This is a genomic window from Corynebacterium tuberculostearicum, assembly GCF_032821615.1.
Taxonomy (GTDB): Bacteria; Actinomycetota; Actinomycetes; order Mycobacteriales; family Mycobacteriaceae; genus Corynebacterium; species Corynebacterium tuberculostearicum_H.
This window is the reverse complement of record NZ_JAVBIF010000001.1, coordinates 296,245-315,136: the sequence shown is the minus strand read 5'-3', so window position 1 is coordinate 315,136 and position 18,892 is coordinate 296,245. Positions and strand designations below refer to the sequence as shown.

Below are 18,892 nucleotides of genomic sequence, written 5' to 3'. Positions count from 1 at the left end.
GGAATGAACGCTCAGGATCGCTCCACCGCTGGCACGGTAACCGCACGCGAGGTCTTTGGCCTCGCGTTTCCCGCGCTTGGCGTACTTGCGGCCATGCCGCTCTACCTTTTGCTAGATACCGCGGTTGTTGGTCGTCTAGGTGCCCAAGAGCTCGCCTCACTTGCTGCAGCCACCACAATTCACTCCGTGGTGACGACACAGTTGACTTTCTTGTCCTACGGCACGACCGCTCGTTCTGCTCGGCTCTTTGGCTCCGGCAAACGCGAAGCTGCGGTTGCTGAAGGCGTGCAAGCCACCTATGTGGCCCTAGGAGTAGGCGGGCTGCTCGCGGTAATCATGTGGATTTTTGGCGGCGTATTTGCACGCGCCTTAACCGGTGATCCCACCACGGCCGCCGGGACGGCCTTGTGGCTGCGCATCGCAGCACTGGCTATTCCCGTTACTTTGGTGGAAATGGCCGGAAATGGCTGGATGCGCGGTGTCCAAGATACGAAGAAGCCGCTGTACTTTACTTTGTCTGGCATGATTCCCGGCGCTATTGCGGTGCCCATCTTCGTCCATTTCTGGGGGCTGGCAGGCTCGGCCATTGCCACGGTATTAGGCATGAGCATTATTGCCGCGCTATTCGTCCGCGAATTGCATAAGGAACATACCGGCTCCTGGCAATTTCAATGGCATGTGGTACGCGAACAGCTCATCTTAGGCCGCGATCTTATTTTGCGTTCAGCCAGCTTCCAGGTGGCCTTTCTTACCGCCACGGCTGTGGTTTCCCGCGTTGGTACCGCTTCTTTGGCCGGTCACCAGATCATGATGCAGCTGTGGAACTTCATGTCCCTCATCTTGGATTCGTTGGCCATTGCCGCGCAATCATTGACTGGTGCTGCACTAGGTGCTGGCTCTGCGCGGCACGCACGCAGTGTGGGCAGCAAGGTGGCGTTGTACTCTACGATTTTCTCTGGCCTCTTGGCTGTCGTATTTGCTGCTGGTGCAGGGATTATTCCGCGCATCTTCACCTCCTCTCCGGAAGTGCTCGATGCCATCTCTAAGCCGTGGTGGATCCTGGTAGCCATGGTTATCGGCGGTGGCGTGGTCTTCGCCTTCGATGGTGTCTTGCTCGGCGCCGGCGATGCTGCGTTCCTGCGCACGCTGACCATTTCTTCGGTCCTAGTGGGATTTTTGCCGGGCGTTATCTTGGCGCACTTTATGGGCACAGGCTTAACCGGCGTGTGGTGTGGCCTCGCCGCCTTCATTGCTTTCCGCATGGTGGGTGTCGTCTACCGGTTCCGATCGATGAAATGGGCCGTAGTGCAGGAGGGCTAGCTGCGCTAAAGTGGGCGTGTTGATACTCTCGCGTGGTGTGCGGCTACGTGCAGCGCGCAGCTTCTAGGAAGACAGGTGAGAAACCTATGCCAACAGTGTGGGCGGTTTCTGACCTGCATGGAGCGGTCAGCGCCAATAGCGAGCGCATTGATCAGCTTACTCCGCCCGATCCTGCGGATTGGCTGATTGTAGCTGGGGACGTCGCAGAGCGTACCGATCTCATCATTCGTATTTTGCGCCAGCTCAATGATCGCTATGCCAGGGTCATCTGGGTGCCGGGCAACCATGAGTTATTCTCCCGCTCCCAGGATCGGTATCAAGGCCGAGAAAAGTATGCGCACCTAGTGGAAAGGTGCAGGGAGATTGGAGTTATCACTCCCGAAGACCCGTATCCGGTATTTCACGGGACCACCATCGTTCCGCTATTTACTTTGTATGATTACAGTTTCCGTCCGCATGGCCTTAGCGTGGACGAAGCCATTGAGGCGGCGCGCGCAAAACAACTGATGATGACCGATGAGTTCGCCATCGCCCCCTTCGTAGACGTGCGGGCGTGGTGTTGGGACAGGTTGGCCTATTCCATCAAGCGCCTTTCCCGAGTACATGGTCCTACCGTGTTGGTTAACCATTGGCCGTTGGTCCAAGAACCAACCATGCTGTTGCGCTTTCCGGAAATTGCCTTGTGGTGCGGAACTAGGCATACGCGGTCGTGGCCGCGGCGCTATAACGCGCAGTCCATCATCTATGGGCACCTTCATATGCCGTCTCGCATGAATGTGGACGGCGTTGACCACATCGAGACGTCATTGGGGTATCCACGCGAATGGCAGGGGCGCGACAGCACCCAGACGTGGCCCTATCCGGTACTGCGTTCTTTTGAAGGGGAGGAGGCACGATGATGCATCCAGAGCTATTTCCTGAAAGTGCGCGCTATTGCTATGTGCGCACGGATTCGGGCTATGCGGATTTGGCTAATTTTGAAGGCCTCGCGGCTGAAGAAAAGTCTCTCGTTTCCCAGGCAGTTGATGTACGCAAGGCCGAGTTCGGTGATGCTCGGTGGTGTGCGCACCGAGCCTTGCAGGAATTAGGTGCCAGCCCGGCGACGCCGATTTTGCGCGGCGAGCGCGGCATGCCGCTGTGGCCAGAAGGCTTTGTCGGCTCGATGACGCATACCGAGGGGATGCGAGCTGCGGTGGTTGCCCCTACCTCAGCCTTAAAATCCGTGGGCTTGGATGCAGAACCCGCCGAACCGCTGCCGGATCATGTGCTCACCATGATCGCCCGAGCGGGGGAGATGCCGCAGCTTTTGCGGCTTCGTGAGGCGGGGATTACCTGCCCGGACCGATTGCTTTTTTGTGCCAAGGAGGCCACATATAAGTCGTGGTTTCCCATGACCTTTCGCTGGCTGGACTTTGACCAAGCAGAAATTGACCTGCGCGAGGATGGCACGCTTATTTCCTATATTTTGGCTAGGCCCACACCGGTGCCTTTTATCACCGGGCGTTGGGTAATCAGAGATGGCTACGTTATCGTCTCCACCTCGGTTCCGGCTTTAGACTTTAGCAATTAAAGGGTAGAGGGCCGTGCCACAAACACGGTGGCCAGGCGCTTGCCTTTTTCTTTAATGAGCGCCACCGCTTGGCCATTAGGGGCCACAGCAGCGTGGACGCCCTTGAGTCCGCGGGGCTCTAGCCACTTGCCCATGGCGAGGGCGGCTGCCTCCTCCTCTGTGACGGAAAGGACGGGGAAGCAGCGAGCCAAGGCCTCATCCAAGCTGAGGGAAAGGCGCGGGGAATCGGCCAGGGCGTCGAGCGAGAGGGCGTCGGCAAGCGCAAAAGGCCCCACCTCAGTGCGGCGCAAGGCGGTCAGGTGCCCGCCCACCTGCAGGGCCTCGCCCAGATCGCGGGCTAGGGAGCGAATATAGGTACCGGAAGAACAATCCACCGTGACGTCTAGATCGATGTAGTCGCCCTCGCGGCGCTCTGCCAGAACGTCAAACTTATCTACCGTTACTGGGCGGGCGGGAATGTCTACCTCCTGGCCCTCCCGCACCAGCTCATGGGCGCGGCGGCCGTTAATTTTAATAGCGGAAACGGCCGCGGGCTTCTGCATGATGTCGCCGGTGAGCTTGGCAATCTCTGCCTCGATTGCGGCGCGGTCAATGGCTGCAGCGCTAGCGCCCCAAGAGTATTCTCCCTCGGCGTCATCGGTTGTGGTGGCGGCGCCCAGGCGAATGGTGGCGTCATAGGACTTAGTGGAGGCAACCATGTGGGCCAAGAATTTGGTGCCACGCTCCATGCCAAGGACAAGCACGCCGGTGGCCATGGGGTCGAGGGTGCCGGCGTGGCCTACCTTCTTTGTGTGAAAGCACCTGCGTAGGCGGCCGACAACATCGTGGGAGGTCATGCCGGCGGGTTTGTCTACGATGACGAGTCCGGAGTTTGCGAGCGCATCAGTCATAGCCTCTAAGTCTATGCTCTACGATGGTCTGCGTGGATATTTGGTACGGAATCGATGACATCCCCGCGGAAGTGGGCCCAACGTCAATAACCATCGGAGTCTTTGACGGCCTGCACCGCGGCCATCAGCAGCTCATCTCCGCCTGCGTAGAGCACGCACGCGCTCATGGTGAGCGCCCTGTCATGGTGACCTTTGACCCGCACCCGGTATCGGTATTCCTCCCAGAGCGTGCGCCCCTGGCGGTGCTGAGCTTTGAACGCCGACTTGAACTGGCCGAGGAGATGGGCATTGCTGCCGTGCTCGTTATTGACTTCACCCGCGACCTTGCTGGGGTGGAGCCACGGCCCTACGTAGAAGATTTATTGGTAGGAAAGCTCGCAGCCCAGCACATCGTGGTAGGAGAGAACTTCACTTTTGGCGCCGGCGCGACCGGAACCGCCCAGGCTATGCAGGACTTTGGTGCCGAGTTTGGCTTTAGCGTGGACATCGTTCCACTGCTGGATGATAAGGGCGTGCGCATTTGTTCCACCCACATCCGTGAGTGCCTTGCGCAGGGGGACATCGAATCCGCAAACTGGGCTCTCGGTCGCCATTTCACCGTGACCGGGCCCGTAGTGCGCGGCGCAGGACGTGGAGGCAAGGAGCTCGGATTTCCCACGGCCAATCAGTATTTCCCGGATACGGTGGCCATCCCGGCCGATGGTGTGTACGCGGGCTGGTTCATCGTCCACTCTGATTCCTCTATCGAGGGGGATATGCGGCCTGGCGTGGCCTATGCGGCCGCCATTTCCGTAGGCACCAACCCCACCTTTGGCGATGAGGAGCGCTCTATCGAGTCCTTTGTGCTCGACCGCGACGCTGACCTGTATGGCTACGAGGCTACGGTGCACTTTGTGGGCCACCTCCGCGATATGGTGAAGTTCAATTCCGTAGACGAGCTGCTTGAGGCCATGGCCAATGACGTAGCCAAGGCCCGCCAGGTGCTCGCTGCCGACGCGAAGGCGCAGGGCTGGACCGCGAAAGACTACTTCCTGCGGGAGAAATAAATGAAGGCGATTCTCGATCTTGATACCGGCATTGATGATGCCCTAGCGCTGGCGTATGCCATCGCCCATCCGGACCTGGACCTCATCGGCGTGACCTGTACGTACGGCAACGTGACCGTGCCCTTGGCCGTGCGCAACACCCTGGCTCTTCTAGAGCTGCTGGGCCAAGACGATATTCCAGTGTTTGCCGGGCCTAGCCCGGATGGGTTTCGGCCAAGTGAGATTTCTTCCTTTATTCACGGCCACAACGGCGTGGGGGAGGTCCTGCTTCCGCCGGCAACTACCCAGGCGCAGTCCCAACCAGCGGCCGATTTCCTCATCGAGGCTCTGCACGAGCACGGCGATGATCTAGTAATCATTCCGACCGGCCCGTCCACCACGATTGCTGCCGCCATGCAGCAGGACCCCTCCTTTGCCACAGCCGCACACCTAGTGATGATGGGTGGGGCTCTTACCGTTCCTGGCAACGTCACGCCGTGGTCTGAGGCCAATATCTCCCAGGATCCGGAAGCTACCGATTACCTCTTCCGCCACACGAGCGATACCACCATGGTGGGCCTGGATGTCACCTTGCGCACCCTATTGACCACGGCGGAGTCCGCTCGTTGGCGCGCTACCGGCACCCACGCCGGCCGCATTTTTGCGGACATGGTGGACTATTACATCCGCGCTTACGCCACCACATCGCCGCACTTGGGCGGGTGCGGCTTGCACGATCCATTGGCCGCTGCGGTGGCAGCAGATGCCACGCTTGTCGACGTCCTTTCGATAAACCTCAAGACTGACACCACCGGCCCTACCCGTGGACGGACAATCGCGGATGAAAAGCGATTGGATGCGCCGCCCACCGCACGGGTGGCTGTGGGTGTGGATAGTCAGCGTTTTGTGCGAGAGTTTGTCGAACGCCTTGAGACGCTCTTCAGCCAGCTCTAAAAGCACAGCCTAGAAGCCATGTGGTTTTGATTTTTTCTGCCTGGGCGCTGTAAGGTGTTTGTTTGGCTTAGCGACTGCGGTTCACAGCAGTTGCGGCACGCACAAGCAATGCGCATCGCGCTGGCTTATGCGTCACGATAATGTGGACTGAAATAAAGGAGAAATACTCATGGCATTGACCACTGAGAAGAAGGCCGAAATCCTCAAGGAGTACGGCCTGCACGAAACCGATACCGGTTCCCCTGAGGCACAGGTTGCCCTGCTGACCTCCCGCATCAATACTTTGACCGAGCACCTGAAGTTCCACAAGCACGATCACCACTCCCGTCGTGGTCTGCTGCTGATGGTTGGTCGCCGTCGTGGCCTGCTGAAGTACCTGGCTGAGAACAACGTTGATCGCTACCGTGATCTGATCTCTCGCCTGGGTCTGCGCCGTTAATTCCGGCCCAGCTTCGGCCACCTCGCCCCGCCCTTTGGCGGGGCTTTTGTGGTTTTTCTGTTAGAATTTGACACCGTTGTCATAGACAAAAATCGACCAGGCGGCATCGACGATCGCCTAAACCACTCAAGGAGACATTTTTTAATGAGCGTTCAGAACTCCGTCGAGTTCAATATTGACGAGGACTTTGGCATTACCGAGGCCATTGCCACGCTAGACAATGGTGACTTTGGCACCCGCACCCTGCGCTTCGAAACCGGCCAGTTGGCTCGCCAGGCAGACGGCTCCGTGACCACCTACTTGGACGATGACACCATGTTGCTGGCCACGACCACTGCGTCCAACCAGCCGCGCGAGGGATTCGACTTCTTCCCCCTGACTGTGGACGTAGAAGAGCGTATGTACGCCGCCGGCAAGATTCCGGGCTCCTTCTTCCGCCGTGAGGGTCGCCCTTCTTCTGAGGCCATCCTGGCATGTCGCCTCATCGACCGCCCGCTGCGCCCAACCTTTGTCAAGGGCCTGCGCAATGAGGTACAGGTCGTTGTCACCGTGATGTCCCAGGATCCGGAAGAGTACTACGACGTCGTTGCCATCAACGGCGCCTCCGCCGCCACCCAGCTGTCCGGCCTGCCCGTCTCCGGTGCAGTCGGCGGTGTCCGCATGGCACTGATTGCTGACGATAAGCACCCGGAAGGCCAGTGGGTAGCGTTCCCGAATCACGAGCAGCACGAGCGCGCTCTCTTTGAGATGGTCGTTGCAGGCCGCATTGTCAAGAAGGGCCGCAAGGACGACGTAGCCATCATGATGGTTGAGGCCGGTGCTGGCACTAACGTTGCTGAACGCATTGCCGACGGCGCTCCTGCACCGCAGGAAGCAGCCGTCGCTGAAGGCTTGGAGGCAGCAAAGCCTTTCATTAAGACCTTGTGCGAGGCCCAGAACGGTCTGGCGGAGCGTGCCGCCAAGGAAACCCAGGAGTTCCCGCTTTTCCCGGCATACGGCGATGATGTCTTCGCTGCAGTGGAAAAGGCTGCTACCAAGAAGCTAGAAAAGCTGCTGACCATCCCGGGCAAGCAGGAGCGCGACGATGCCACCAATGAATACATGGAGCAGGTCGAAGAAAAGCTCTTGGACCAGTTCGAGGACTTGGAAGAATCCGATGCGTCTAAGCAGATCCGCGGCGCTTATAACGCTTTGATGAAGCAGATCGTGCGCCAGAAGATCCTCTCCGAGGGCTTCCGTATCGATGGCCGCGGCGTTACCGATATCCGTGACCTCTCCGTTGAGGTGGACCTGGTTCCGCGTGCTCACGGTTCCTCCTTGTTCGAGCGCGGTGAGACCCAGATTCTGGGTGTTACCACCCTGGACATGCTCAAGATGGAGCAGCAGATTGATTCCCTGACCCCGGTGGAATCCAAGCGCTACATGCACCACTACAACTTCCCGCCATTCTCCACTGGCGAGACCGGCCGCGTGGGCTCCCCGAAGCGCCGCGAGATCGGCCACGGTGCTTTGGCCGAGCGTGCTCTGCTTCCGGTCATCCCATCTCGTGAGGACTTCCCATACGCCATCCGCCAGGTCTCTGAGGCCTTGGGCTCCAATGGCTCTACCTCCATGGGCTCTGTGTGTGCCTCCACCTTGTCCCTCTACAATGCCGGCGTTCCGCTGAAGGCTCCGGTAGCTGGCATCGCTATGGGCTTGGTCTCTGGCGAAGTAAACGGCAAGGAGAAGTTCGTCGCCCTGACCGATATTCTCGGCGCCGAGGATGCCTTTGGCGATATGGACTTCAAGGTCGCCGGTACCTCTGAGTACATCACCGCCCTGCAGCTGGACACCAAGTTGGATGGCATCCCGTCCAAGGTCCTGGCCCAAGCACTGGAGCAGGCTCGCGATGCCCGCTCTACCATCCTGGAAACCATGGCTGAGGTCATCGATACCCCGGACGAGATGTCTGGCCTTGCTCCGAAGATCACTTCCGTGAAGATCCCGGTTAATAAGATCGGTGAGCTTATCGGACCAAAGGGCAAGACCATCAACCAGATCACCGAGGAAACCGGCGCCGATGTCTCCATCGAGGATGACGGAACCGTCTACGTTTCCGCTGCCACCGGTGAGGCTGCGGATGCTGCCATTGATAAGGTCAACTCCATTGCCAACCCACAGCTGCCGAAGGTAGGAGAGCGCTTCCTGGGCACCGTGGTAAAGACCGTGCCGTTCGGCGCATTCGTTTCCTTGACGCCGGGTCGCGATGGCTTGATCCACATTTCCAACCTGGGTGGCGACGAGCGCATCGAGAAGGTAGAAGACGTCATCAACGTTGGCGATAAGGTTCAGGTAGAAATCGCGGATATCGATAACCGCGGCAAGATTTCCCTGGTTCCGGTTGAGGACTAATCCCTAAACCCAAAGAAGGCTCTGCCTTCCAGTTTATTCGCTGGAAGGCAGAGCCTTTCTTCGTAGGTGTGCACCGTTTAGAGGCGCCGCTAAACCTTAGTTCTGGAAGTCAATGACCACGCGCGACGGGTCTTTCAGATACGTCACGGAATAGGCGGTCTTCTTCTCTAGACCGATAATGAGCTGTGTTTGCGCCTCAAAGGTGGTGGTGTAGTTGACTGCGCTGACCACCCCGGCACCAGGGGTAGTGCCTGGCTGCATGTACTTTGCTTTCAGCTCTGGGGTAGAAGGCCACGGCGTCCCCTCGATGCCTAAGTTGAGGAAAGTATTCCCTTGGACCTCGACCGGCTTGCCGGATGCCTGCTGGGCAGGGCTATCGGTATAGGACGTAAACCAGCCCGGTTCACCTTCGCCCTCCAGGTCGATGACGACGCGGGTGAAGCCATCGTGTGCTCCCACTCGCACACCCGTGGGAATGAGGTTTCCGAGCCCCTCCGGCATGTGCTGTTGGTCCTCGAGAGAGGCCGTGCCCATACCGGCGAACGCCATTGGGGCTGAGTCTTGGGGGAGCTTCTGCTTTTCTGCATCCGCTGCCGAGGTACTGCGCGGGGCAGAAGAAGTAGCAGGGGTAGCGGAGCTGGTCGGAGCATCAGCCGTGTCGGTAGTTGACTGAACCTCACTAAATGCCGGTGTGCCTGCCTGCGTAGTGTCTTTATCGGAACAAGCGGCAAGTGCTAACGCGCATCCTGCACTGATGGCCACGGCGATAGTGCGAGAGAAAATTGAGGGAGACATATTCATCACTTCCTTGGTGCTTACCGTGTCGTTACACCCATTCTACTGGGGCGGATGGGACGGGCAGTAGGAAGTGATGCAATTGTTAACCCGTGTGAGAGGGGAGGGTGCGGCTACTTCTTTAGTTCCACCAGCTGAATAAGGTTGCCCACGGTGTCATCGAATACAGCGATGATGGACGGGCCAACATCGGTGGGCTCCATGGTGAACTTCACGCCCTTGTCACTGAGCTCTTTGTATTCTTTTTTCACATCGGCGGACAGGAACTGGGTGGCTGGAATGCCGTCGGCCTTGAGTGCTGCGGCATAGTCTTTGGCAGCGGGATGGCCCTTCGGCTCCAAAAGTAGCTCGGTATCTCCCTCACCTTCAGCATTGGTGACGGTGAGCCAGCGGAAATCGCCGTGGGTTACGTCATCCTTAACTCGGAAGCCAAGGGTATTGACGTAAAAATCGTGAGCGCGGGCAACGTCGTCTACAGGAACGGAAGCGATATAGATCTGCATGCCCGCCATCCTAGTGAGAGTGAGGGGCATCGTCGGAGAGCGCAAGTCCGTTCCAAGGAAGGCGAGGAATTGCGCAACCCCCATGCGCGTTAGGATGGGGAGAAAAGTACTACCGATGTGGCTGAAGAAGGAGAACACACCATGGCTATCAAGGTTGGCGTACTAGGCGCGCACGGACGCGTAGGCCAGGCAATCGTTGCAGGTGTCAACGCGGAAGATGACCTCGAACTGGTAGCGGAAATTGACCGCGGTGATGATCTGCAGCAGCTTATCGACGCCTACGCAGAGGTCATCGTGGACTTTACCCAGCCAGATTCGGTAATGGGCAACCTGGAGTTCTGCATTGCCCACGGAATCCACTGCGTGGTGGGAACCACCGGCTTTGATAAGGAGCGCTTGGCTCAGGTGGAGGAATGGACCAAGCAGGACGGTGCCGGCAATGTCCTCATTGCGCCGAACTTTGCCATTTCTGCAGTTCTCACCATGGTGCTAGCTAAGCAGGCTGCCAAGTTCTTTGAGACTGCAGAGGTTATCGAATTCCACCACCCAACCAAGTTGGATGCGCCGTCCGGTACTGCGATCCATACCGCTGAGGGAATTGCCGCCGCCCGCAAGGAGGCTGGTCTGGGAGACATGCCGGATGCTACGGAAAAGCAACTCGATGGTGCCCGCGGTGCCACCGTCGACGGTATTCCGGTTCACGCAGTACGCACCCGTGGCATGGTGGCACACGAGGAGGTCATCTTTGGTGCTCAAGGTCAGTCGCTGACCATCCGCCAGGATTCTTATGACCGCGCTTCCTTTACTCCGGGCGTCCTGGTGGGCGTGCGCCAAATTGCGGATCACCCGGGCCTAGTCGTAGGCCTCGATAAGTACCTGGGGCTTTAAGCCATGGCTAAAGCAAGTGAGCTAGACATTCAGCTCATTGCCGCAACACAGTTCCACGCCCCGCAGGGCGTGGAGTGGCACGCGGATGACTCGGCCTCTGATGGGGAAGCACTTGTCGAGTTCGCTGGACGGGCCTGCTACGAGTCTTTTGATAAGCCAAATCCCCGGACAGCAACCAATGAAGCCTACCTGCACCACATCATGGAGGTAGGCCATACTGCGTTGCTCGAGCATGCCACGGCCACGATGTACATCACGGGGCTGTCGCGGTCGGCGAGCCATGAGCTCGTGCGCCACCGGCACTTTTCTTTCTCGCAGCTCTCCCAGCGCTTTGTTCACCCAGAAGAGACCGAAGTAGTCCTACCAAAACTGGTGGCTGAAGACGAGCAACTAAGTCGATTGGTCATGCAGGCGGTTGATGAGACCCGCTTTGTCTACGATGAACTGCTTAGCGCACTAGAAGAGAAGCTGGATGAGCCCAACGCTCTCCTGCGCAAAAAGCAGGCCCGTCAGGCGGCGCGTGCTGTGTTGCCAAACGCCACAGAAACGCGCATCGTTGTCACTGGCAACTATCGTGCGTGGCGGCATTTTATTGGTGCACGGGCCGCCGAGCAGGCGGACGAGGCACTCCGCCACGTTGCGGTGGAGTGCCTGAAACTGCTGCAAAGCAAGGCTCCAGTGCTCTTTGATGATTTCAATATCACCACTCTTGCTGATGGGACCCAGATGGCGGCAAGCCCCTACGCCTAACACGCGCGAGACCCCGATGCGGCTAATTGCAAGCCAAAAGGGTAATCTTGACGGCTATGAGCACAGGTATGACAGCAAAGACTGGCGTCGACATCTTTGGACGCATCGGCATCGCCATGGTCACCCCGTTTGACCGTGACGGTGCGCTGGACGTTGCAGCAGGTCGTCGCCTAGCAGCTCATCTCGTTGACAATGGCGTTGATTCGCTCATCCTTGGTGGAACCACCGGCGAATCACCGACCACTTCAGTTGAAGAGAAGCTGGAGCTGCTCAAAGCCGTAAAGGAAGAAGTAGGAGACCGCGCAAAGCTTTGCGCCGGTGCCGGAACGAATGACACCGCATCCTCCATTAAGCTGGCTCAGGCCACCGCTGAAGCGGGGGCAGACAGCTTGCTAGTGGTAACTCCCTACTACTCCAAGCCTTCACAAAAGGGCGTTTACGAGCACTTTGCCGCAGTCGCGCAAGCCACGGATCTACCGATCTGTGTCTATGACATCCCTGGCCGCTCGGGCATCCCAGTGGCGCCGGATACCCTCCGCCGCCTTGCGGATTTGCCGACCATCCAAGCCGTAAAGGACGCCAAGGGCGACCTTCCTGCGGCCGCAGAACTCATCCAAGAAACCGGTTTGGCTTGGTATTCCGGTGATGATCCGATCAACCTGCCGTGGCTTTCCCTCGGCGCATCTGGTTTCATCTCCGTTATCGGCCATGTTGCACCGCGTGCCTTGGTAGAACTTTATGAAGCTTTCGACGCGGGCGATATGGCCCGCGCCCGAGAAATCAATGTCACTACGCTCCTTCCGCTAACCCATGCACAAGCTCGGTTGGGTGGAGCGACGTTTGCAAAGGAAGCCCTGCGCCTGCAGGGCATCGAAGTTGGCGATACCCGTCTTCCTATCACCGCTGCGAGCGGGGAGGAACGCGAGGAACTTCGCCGTGATCTGGAACAATCTGGAGTCCTCTAAGAATGAATGAACCCCGTAACCGTTCCCGCAAGGTGACCCGCAAGGCGGGCCCACCGGCGGAAAACGAAACCGCCTCTAACGAGGCGGCTTCGCCAGTTTTCCAAGCCCCAGCAACTGACGCGGGCAATTCCGCGCAGGATAATTCCGCTAAGGGCGATAAGGATAATTCTGGCAAGAAGAATTCTTCCGACAACCACAACGAAGGTGGCGGCAACAACCGTCGCTCCCGTTCCCGTGGCAGCCGCGGCCGTGGCCGTGGTGGAAACGGCAACGGCAATGGCAATAACCACGGTGGAAACAATAACCACGGCGGCAAGAACGGCAATGGCAACGGAAAGAACGGCAACGGTAAGGGCCGCGGCCGCAACAACCGTGGCCGCCGCAACGTGCCCAAGTCTATGCAGGGCGCGGATCTGACCAAGCGCCTGCCGGAGCCACCGAAGCAGCCAAAGGATGCCCTGCGTATTTACGCTCTGGGCGGTATCTCGGAGATCGGCCGCAACATGACCGTCTTCGAGTACGGTGATGACCTCATCATCATCGACTGTGGTGTGCTCTTCCCATCCTCTGGTGAGCCAGGCGTGGACCTCATCCTGCCTGACTTCGGCCCGATTGAGAAGAAGGTCCACAAGGTCAAGGCCCTCGTCGTTACCCACGCGCACGAGGACCACATCGGTGCTATCCCGTGGCTGCTTAAGCTCCGTCCGGATATCCCCATCGTTGCTTCCCGCTTCACCATCGCGCTTATTGCTGCAAAGTGTAAGGAGCACCGCCAGAAGCCGAAGTTCGTCGAGGTTAATGAAAAGTCCGACGTAACCTACGGTCCGTTCCGCGTACGCTTCTGGGCAGTCAACCACTCCGTACCGGATGCCTTGGGCATCATGCTGGGAACCCCAGCCGGCAATATCATCCACACCGGTGACATCAAGCTGGACCAAACCCCGCTGGATAACCGTCCAACGGACCTCCCAGCCCTGTCCCGCTATGGCGATGAGGGCGTTGACCTCATGCTGTGTGATTCCACCAATGCCACCGTCCCCGGTGTTTCGGCATCTGAGGGTGATATTCCTGCCAACTTCAAGCGCCTCGTTGCTGGCGCTAAGCAGCGCGTTATCTTGGCTTCCTTCGCCTCCAACGTTTACCGCGTCCAGGCCGCTATCGACGCTGCCGTGGCAAACGGCCGCAAGGTGGCCTTCAACGGCCGTTCGATGATGCGCAACATGGAAATCGCGGAGAAGATGGGCTTCTTGAAGGTCCCACGCGGCACCATCATCCCCATCGATGAGGCCTCCAAGATGGCTCCGCATAAGACCATGCTGATAACCACCGGTACTCAGGGTGAGCCTATGGCAGCTCTGTCGCGTATGGCTCGCCGTGAGCACCGCCAGATTACCGTCCGCGATGGCGATACCATCATCTTCTCTTCCTCGCTCATCCCGGGCAATGAGGAAGCCGTCTACGGCGTTATCAACATGCTGTCCCAGATCGGTGCCAACGTCATTACCAACCAGGACGTAAAGGTGCACGCTTCCGGTCACGGTTACGCTGGCGAACTGCTCTTCCTGTACAACGCTGCGCGCCCGCGCAACGCGATGCCGGTACACGGCGAGTGGCGCCACCTGCGCGCCAATAAGGAACTGGCTATCTCCACCGGTGTGGACCGCGACCGTACGGTGCTGGCACAAAACGGCGTCGTCGTGGACCTGCGCAAGGGGCGCGCCGAGGTCGTAGGTCAGATGCAGGTGGGCAACCTGTACGTCGATGGCGTGTCCATGGGTGATGTGGACGCTGATACCTTGGCTGATCGCACCAACCTGGGTACCGGCGGCGTGGTTTCTATCACCTGTGTGATTGATAACCGCACCTCGCGCCTGCTGGAGCACCCAACGGTATCTACCACAGGTTTCTCCGATGACGACCGCGGCATCGTGCCGGAGGTTGCGGAGATGGTGGAAAACACCATGAACGATCTTGCCGCAGAGGGCGAGAACGATACCTACCGCATGGTGCAGAAGCTGCGCCGTAAGGTATCCAAGCTCATGGATTCCAAGTACAAGCGCGAGCCGGTTATCCTTCCGACCATCGTGCCGACCAACTCCGGCCCTTTGGTTACCGATGAAGAAGACGTCGACGCTTCACGTGAGTCCCTGTAAGTAATACGGGTTCCTCGCGCTAAGTGAGACAAAGCCCCAGCATGCCAGTTAGCTCGGTATGCTGGGGCTTATGTCGTTTTCTTCTGCTGAGCGCGCCAAAATGGTAGCGCTATTTCATAAGCTTGGTCCCGATGCCCCTACCTTGTGCGAGGGCTGGACAACCCGCGACCTAGCCGTGCATTTGTGGGTGCGGGAAAACCGCCCCGATGCCGCCGCCGGCATCTTCGTCAACGCACTGTCCGGCCGTCTGGAAAAGGAATCACGCAAGGTGGCCGAGCGCGATTTTGATGAACTGGTTGATGACTGGGGGAGGGGACCTGCTGCCTATAATCCCGTCCGGTTCGTGGATGCACAGCAAAATTTTGTGGAGCACTTTGTTCACCACGAGGACATTCGTCGGGCTAATGGCATGGGCCCACGCGACTTTTCGGCACACATCAAGCAACAGATGCATAGCTACCTAAAGCCCTTGGCAAAGGTGGCCCTGCGCAAATCTGAACGTCCGGTCATTCTGCAGCCGGAAGGATTGCCGCGAATCGTTGCCGCAGATACGCATGGCGTGGTGGAGAAGGGCGATGCCGTGGTTCGCGTTTCAGGCGAGGTAGGCGAGCTCATCCTCTGGTCCTTCGGGCGTGATGCTGCTGAAGTCAAGATTGAAGGTGACTCCGAAGCCATCGTAAAGTCAATTCTCTAATCTTGATTAATCGCGGTTTCTTAGCTGTGGGGTGCGTGGGAAGCGTTCGCCGTGAGATTGTGGGTCCAGGAGTTAGGGAAACGCGTGTGGCTAATGTGATTTATGGGGTGGCGCGGTTAAGGTAGAGGCATGTCTGTCAAAAATGCCTCTTCGCGCGGAACGCGCCGAAAGTCGAATCGTTCACGGCCGTCGGGCCGCAGCCGGTCCGGTGCTGGCATGCCGGAAACCTTGGCTATGACGTCTTCGCATCGGCGCGCGGCGGCGACCTCGCAGGAGCGTACGGGCAGTGCGTTCCGGGCCGTCGGCAAGGGCTTGGGCGTTGCCTTTGGTGCCACGGCCCGCGGCATGGGAAATATGGCGCGGGGTGTAAGCCATGGCGTGGCCGGGCTCAAGCCCAGCGAAGACATATATGACACCGAGGAGTACGAGACGACGAGGGAGCCGGAAGAAATTTCTGCACGCGGGGAGAAAAAGAAGAAGAGCAAGGTTACTCGGGCGCGCGATGTAGCCGCGGAAGAAGAGCTTTCTACGATGGAAGCAAGCGAGGAAGAATCACGCGGTATTCAGGTGAAAAATCCTGATGCGGTGGCACTCGTTTTAATCGGCATCGCCATCGTGCTTGCCGCTACCGTCTGGTTTGGGGTTGCCGGCCAGGTAGGCGCCTGGGTGGGCAATATCGTCCGCTATGTCATTGGTGCAGGCGCCTGGGTGCTGCCGGTGGCACTGGTGGCCTTGGCCATTTCCTTGATGATGGATATCTCCGGCCCAGCGGGGCACTTTAAGCCGCGCATTGTGGGCGGTATCAGCATCATCGTCCTTGCCATGCTCAGCTTGATCCACATCTTTGCTGGCACCCCTGAGCTTGGCTTTACCCCGGACAGCGCCGGTGGTGCTGGCGGTGTAATCGGCTACGCTATCGGCGGCCTTCTGGAGACGGCCTTTACCTCTTTCGTCGCAGTGCCGTTGCTTTTCCTCGTCATTATCTACGGCGCCCTATTGGTCACCGGCATTACTATCCGCGAGGCCTATGAGTTGGTGGCTGATGCCATTGCTGCGGCCTTCTCCCGCTTTGGTGGTACGGATGAAGACTATTACGACGAAGAGGGCGATGACCTCTACGGCCACGTGACTGGCGATATTGATGACATCGCGGAAGGCCGTGAGCGCAGCGAGCGCCCAGCACGACCTGTGGCCAAGCGTCGTTCCTCTGAGCGTGGTGGAAGCCTGCGCGCTTTCCGACGCCCCACTGAAGACCCCGCCCCGCGTGGTTCTTCTTATCCGGTAGATTCGCCTGCTACAGCAGAGGAGGAACAGGCCACCCGCGCCTTTAGTGCACCGACGCGAGGCGGGTTCCAGTCCGTGTCTAACGCCGCTGAAAAGCCTGTCTCCCGCGATATTGGGGATACCGATGAGATCCCGGTGGTAGACGACGCCGCTGCGTCATCGCCAGCACAACCTGACTCCGGACATCCAGAAACGACCCGAGTGCTGGGCACTACTCGTCAACGTCCCACTTCTGCTTCCACTCGCTCGGCTACGGCGACGGGCTCTGATGCTGGCACCGCCGCCGGTAACGCCATTGGCTCGGCCGCTGGTGCGGCTGCGGGTGCTGCCGGTGCTGCGGGGGCGGCAAGTGGCGCAGCAAAGACTGCTGCTGCGGGTGCTGCCGGTGCCGCTGGCGCTGCAGCAGCCGGTGCAGCTGCAGGCGCTGCTGGATCCGCGGTGGAAGGAGGCGCTGATGCAGTATCGTCCGCGCACGAGAAGGCCCGCCAACTCTTCCGCGAGCGCTCCGGACGCGACGCTACGACCGGTGCACAGGTGGACTCCACCGAGCCTGCGGCCGAGTCCGCAGGGGAAACGGGTACTTCTGCTGCTCCTGCGCCGTCCGCGCAGTTTGGCAATGAAAACTACGCGGTTCCCACCACAGACCTGCTGACCCCGGGCACTCCGGCCAAGGAGCGCACGGAGATTAATGACCGCATCATCGAAGCGATTACGGATGTCTTCGAAGAGTTCAAGGTCGATGCCCAGGTAACCGGCTTTAGCCGTGGCCCAACAGTGACCCGTTATGAAATCGAGCTAGGACCAGGCGTCAAGGTATCGAAGATTACGAACCTGCAGTCCAATCTGGCCTACGCCGTGGCCACGGATAATCTACGCTTGCTCACTCCCATCCCCGGCAAGTCGGCCGTCGGCATTGAGGTTCCGAACCCAGACCGCGAGATGGTGCACCTGCGCGAGGTGCTTGATGCGCCAAGCATGACCAGCTCACCGGATCCCATGCTCATCGGTTTGGGCAAGGACATCGAAGGCGAATACACCTCGTTCTCGGTGCAAAAGATGCCGCACTTGCTGGTCGCCGGCGCTACCGGTTCCGGTAAGTCCGCTTTCGTTAACTCCATGTTGGTCTCGCTGCTTACCCGAGCCACCCCTGAGCAGGTTCGCCTCATCTTGGTGGACCCGAAGATGGTGGAACTTACCCCGTACGAGGGCATTCCGCACTTGATCACGCCCATCATTACCCAGCCGAAAAAGGCCGCAGCAGCCCTGCAGTGGCTGGTGGAGGAGATGGAGCAGCGATACATGGATATGAAGGCTGCTCGCGTGCGCAAGATTGAGGACTATAACCGCAAGGTGATCTCCGGCGAATACCAGGCACCGGCAGGATCCGAGCGCGAGGTACGCCCGTACCCGTACATCGTCTGTGTCGTTGACGAGCTGGCGGACCTGATGATGACCGCGCCAAAGGAGATTGAGGACTCCATCGTTCGCATCACCCAGAAGGCGCGTGCCGCCGGTATTCACCTGGTGCTGGCAACCCAGCGCCCGTCCGTTGACGTGGTGACCGGCCTGATTAAGACCAACGTGCCTTCACGCTTGGCCTTTGCGACGTCCTCACTGACGGACTCCCGCGTTATCTTGGATCAGGGCGGCGCGGAAAAGCTAATTGGCATGGGCGATGGCCTCTTCATTCCGCAGGGCAAGCGTCCTGTGCGTATGCAGGGCGCATTCGTCTCGGATGATGAAGTCATGGCGGTTGTCGATGCCGCCAAGTCGCAGGCAGCGCCGAACTATACCGAGGGCGTGACTGAAGAGAAGCAATCCGAGGCCAAGCAGGAAATCGATGAGGAAATTGGCAAGGACATGGACGACCTCCTCGAGGCCGTCGAGCTGGTGGTCACCGCCCAGTTGGGCTCGACCTCGATGTTGCAGCGTAAGCTGCGCATCGGTTTTGCCAAGGCCGGCCGCCTCATGGACCTGATGGAATCTCGTGGCGTCGTCGGACCGTCCGAGGGCTCCAAGGCCCGCGAGGTCCTAGTGAAGCCGGAAGAGCTCGATACCATCATCTGGATGATTAAGGGCGCCGATCCTGCCGAAGCCCCGAAGGAGATTCAGGAGGAGATGCAGCAGCAAGAGCAGGAGGAAGCTGCCGCTACTTCCGACGCCGATTCTTCCGCAGGCGCCGATTCCTCCCCGCAGGGCGATGCAGGCGACACCCGTACCGTCCAGGCAACGTATAACCCTTCGGCAGGTGCCTTCTAAGTTCGTGTAAAG

The 18,892-nt window shown here is 59.0% G+C and carries 16 protein-coding genes; 13 read left to right on the top strand and 3 right to left on the bottom strand.

The window, feature by feature from the left end; all coding sequences use genetic code 11:
* Positions 1-3 precede the first annotated feature (3 nt).
* From RAE09_RS01515 to RAE09_RS01505, 3 genes are all read left to right on the top strand, one after another.
* Positions 4-1,320: an MATE family efflux transporter gene (locus RAE09_RS01515; RefSeq protein ID WP_040425272.1), complete on the top strand. Its 1,317-nt coding sequence runs from the start codon at positions 4-6 to the stop codon at positions 1,318-1,320.
* Positions 1,321-1,406: 86 nt separating this feature from the next.
* The gene (locus RAE09_RS01510) at positions 1,407-2,219 is read left to right on the top strand and encodes a metallophosphoesterase family protein (RefSeq protein ID WP_316980776.1); all 813 of its coding nucleotides are present in this window, start codon (positions 1,407-1,409) and stop codon (positions 2,217-2,219) included.
* Entirely contained in the window at positions 2,216-2,890 is a 675-nt protein-coding gene (locus RAE09_RS01505; protein ID WP_316980775.1) for a 4'-phosphopantetheinyl transferase family protein, read from the top strand. Before RAE09_RS01510 ends, RAE09_RS01505 begins: the two co-directional genes overlap by 4 nt.
* Here RAE09_RS01505 and truB read toward each other — a convergent pair.
* Positions 2,887-3,780 carry a tRNA pseudouridine(55) synthase TruB gene (gene truB / locus RAE09_RS01500; RefSeq protein ID WP_316980774.1) on the bottom strand — a complete coding sequence of 298 codons (894 nt, stop codon included), beginning with the start codon at positions 3,778-3,780 and terminating at the stop codon, positions 2,887-2,889. The two genes, RAE09_RS01505 and truB, sit on opposite strands and share 4 nt — an antisense overlap.
* 23 nt (positions 3,781-3,803) lie before the next feature.
* Here truB and RAE09_RS01495 point away from each other — a divergent pair, with 23 nt between their 5' ends.
* From RAE09_RS01495 to RAE09_RS01480, 4 genes are all read left to right on the top strand, one after another.
* Positions 3,804-4,826, top strand: coding sequence for a bifunctional riboflavin kinase/FAD synthetase (locus RAE09_RS01495; protein ID WP_316980773.1), 1,023 nt, complete (start codon positions 3,804-3,806; stop codon positions 4,824-4,826).
* Entirely contained in the window at positions 4,827-5,759 is a 933-nt protein-coding gene (locus RAE09_RS01490) for a nucleoside hydrolase (protein WP_316980772.1), read from the top strand.
* A 169-nt stretch (positions 5,760-5,928) separates the two neighbouring features.
* Complete coding sequence (rpsO, locus tag RAE09_RS01485) at positions 5,929-6,198, top strand: 30S ribosomal protein S15 (protein ID WP_005278802.1); 270 nt, start codon at positions 5,929-5,931, stop codon at positions 6,196-6,198.
* 144 nt (positions 6,199-6,342) lie between these two features.
* Entirely contained in the window at positions 6,343-8,589 is a 2,247-nt protein-coding gene (locus RAE09_RS01480; RefSeq protein ID WP_316980771.1) for a polyribonucleotide nucleotidyltransferase, read from the top strand.
* 96 nt (positions 8,590-8,685) lie between these two features.
* Here the strand turns inward: RAE09_RS01480 and RAE09_RS01475 are convergent, their stop codons facing one another.
* Together RAE09_RS01475 and RAE09_RS01470 are read right to left on the bottom strand one after the other, a co-directional pair.
* A complete protein-coding gene (locus RAE09_RS01475; RefSeq protein ID WP_316980770.1) occupies positions 8,686-9,384 on the bottom strand; it encodes an AMIN-like domain-containing (lipo)protein in 699 nt (232 codons plus the stop codon).
* Between the two features lie 113 nt (positions 9,385-9,497).
* Positions 9,498-9,887, bottom strand: a complete 390-nt coding sequence (locus tag RAE09_RS01470) for a VOC family protein (protein WP_316980769.1) — start codon at positions 9,885-9,887, stop codon at positions 9,498-9,500.
* A 141-nt stretch (positions 9,888-10,028) separates the two neighbouring features.
* On the opposite strand from RAE09_RS01470, the gene dapB reads away from it, so the two are divergent.
* The 6 genes from dapB (at position 10,029) to RAE09_RS01440 (ending at position 18,880) form a co-directional block, all read left to right on the top strand.
* Positions 10,029-10,775 carry a 4-hydroxy-tetrahydrodipicolinate reductase gene (dapB, locus tag RAE09_RS01465; protein ID WP_250412626.1) on the top strand — a complete coding sequence of 249 codons (747 nt, stop codon included), beginning with the start codon at positions 10,029-10,031 and terminating at the stop codon, positions 10,773-10,775.
* A gap of 3 nt (positions 10,776-10,778) precedes the next feature.
* Entirely contained in the window at positions 10,779-11,525 is a 747-nt protein-coding gene (gene thyX / locus RAE09_RS01460) for an FAD-dependent thymidylate synthase (protein WP_316980768.1), read from the top strand.
* A 56-nt stretch (positions 11,526-11,581) separates the two neighbouring features.
* Positions 11,582-12,490 carry a 4-hydroxy-tetrahydrodipicolinate synthase gene (gene dapA, locus RAE09_RS01455; protein WP_316980767.1) on the top strand — a complete coding sequence of 303 codons (909 nt, stop codon included), beginning with the start codon at positions 11,582-11,584 and terminating at the stop codon, positions 12,488-12,490.
* Between the two features lie 2 nt (positions 12,491-12,492).
* Positions 12,493-14,643, top strand: coding sequence for a ribonuclease J (locus RAE09_RS01450; RefSeq protein ID WP_316980766.1), 2,151 nt, complete (start codon positions 12,493-12,495; stop codon positions 14,641-14,643).
* Between the two features lie 58 nt (positions 14,644-14,701).
* On the top strand, positions 14,702-15,337 hold the full coding sequence (locus RAE09_RS01445) for a TIGR03085 family metal-binding protein (protein WP_250412628.1): 636 nt from the start codon (positions 14,702-14,704) through the stop codon (positions 15,335-15,337).
* Positions 15,338-15,553: 216 nt separating this feature from the next.
* The gene (locus RAE09_RS01440; RefSeq protein ID WP_394371982.1) at positions 15,554-18,880 is read left to right on the top strand and encodes an FtsK/SpoIIIE family DNA translocase; all 3,327 of its coding nucleotides are present in this window, start codon (positions 15,554-15,556) and stop codon (positions 18,878-18,880) included.
* The last annotated feature ends 12 nt before the right edge of the window (positions 18,881-18,892 follow it).

What these genes read in the sequence shown, in the direction of transcription:
- RAE09_RS01515 (WP_040425272.1), top strand. Translation starts at nt 4, where the DNA reads ATGAACGCTCAGGATCGCTCCACCGCTGGCACGGTAACCGCACGCGAG.
- RAE09_RS01510 (WP_316980776.1), top strand. Translation starts at nt 1,407, where the DNA reads ATGCCAACAGTGTGGGCGGTTTCTGACCTGCATGGAGCGGTCAGCGCC.
- RAE09_RS01505 (WP_316980775.1), top strand. Translation starts at nt 2,216, where the DNA reads ATGATGCATCCAGAGCTATTTCCTGAAAGTGCGCGCTATTGCTATGTG.
- truB (WP_316980774.1), bottom strand. Translation starts at nt 3,780, where the DNA reads ATGACTGATGCGCTCGCAAACTCCGGACTCGTCATCGTAGACAAACCC.
- RAE09_RS01495 (WP_316980773.1), top strand. Translation starts at nt 3,804, where the DNA reads ATGGTCTGCGTGGATATTTGGTACGGAATCGATGACATCCCCGCGGAA.
- RAE09_RS01490 (WP_316980772.1), top strand. Translation starts at nt 4,827, where the DNA reads ATGAAGGCGATTCTCGATCTTGATACCGGCATTGATGATGCCCTAGCG.
- rpsO (WP_005278802.1), top strand. Translation starts at nt 5,929, where the DNA reads ATGGCATTGACCACTGAGAAGAAGGCCGAAATCCTCAAGGAGTACGGC.
- RAE09_RS01480 (WP_316980771.1), top strand. Translation starts at nt 6,343, where the DNA reads ATGAGCGTTCAGAACTCCGTCGAGTTCAATATTGACGAGGACTTTGGC.
- RAE09_RS01475 (WP_316980770.1), bottom strand. Translation starts at nt 9,384, where the DNA reads ATGTCTCCCTCAATTTTCTCTCGCACTATCGCCGTGGCCATCAGTGCA.
- RAE09_RS01470 (WP_316980769.1), bottom strand. Translation starts at nt 9,887, where the DNA reads ATGCAGATCTATATCGCTTCCGTTCCTGTAGACGACGTTGCCCGCGCT.
- dapB (WP_250412626.1), top strand. Translation starts at nt 10,029, where the DNA reads ATGGCTATCAAGGTTGGCGTACTAGGCGCGCACGGACGCGTAGGCCAG.
- thyX (WP_316980768.1), top strand. Translation starts at nt 10,779, where the DNA reads ATGGCTAAAGCAAGTGAGCTAGACATTCAGCTCATTGCCGCAACACAG.
- dapA (WP_316980767.1), top strand. Translation starts at nt 11,582, where the DNA reads ATGAGCACAGGTATGACAGCAAAGACTGGCGTCGACATCTTTGGACGC.
- RAE09_RS01450 (WP_316980766.1), top strand. Translation starts at nt 12,493, where the DNA reads ATGAATGAACCCCGTAACCGTTCCCGCAAGGTGACCCGCAAGGCGGGC.
- RAE09_RS01445 (WP_250412628.1), top strand. Translation starts at nt 14,702, where the DNA reads ATGCTGGGGCTTATGTCGTTTTCTTCTGCTGAGCGCGCCAAAATGGTA.
- RAE09_RS01440 (WP_394371982.1), top strand. Translation starts at nt 15,554, where the DNA reads ATGCCGGAAACCTTGGCTATGACGTCTTCGCATCGGCGCGCGGCGGCG.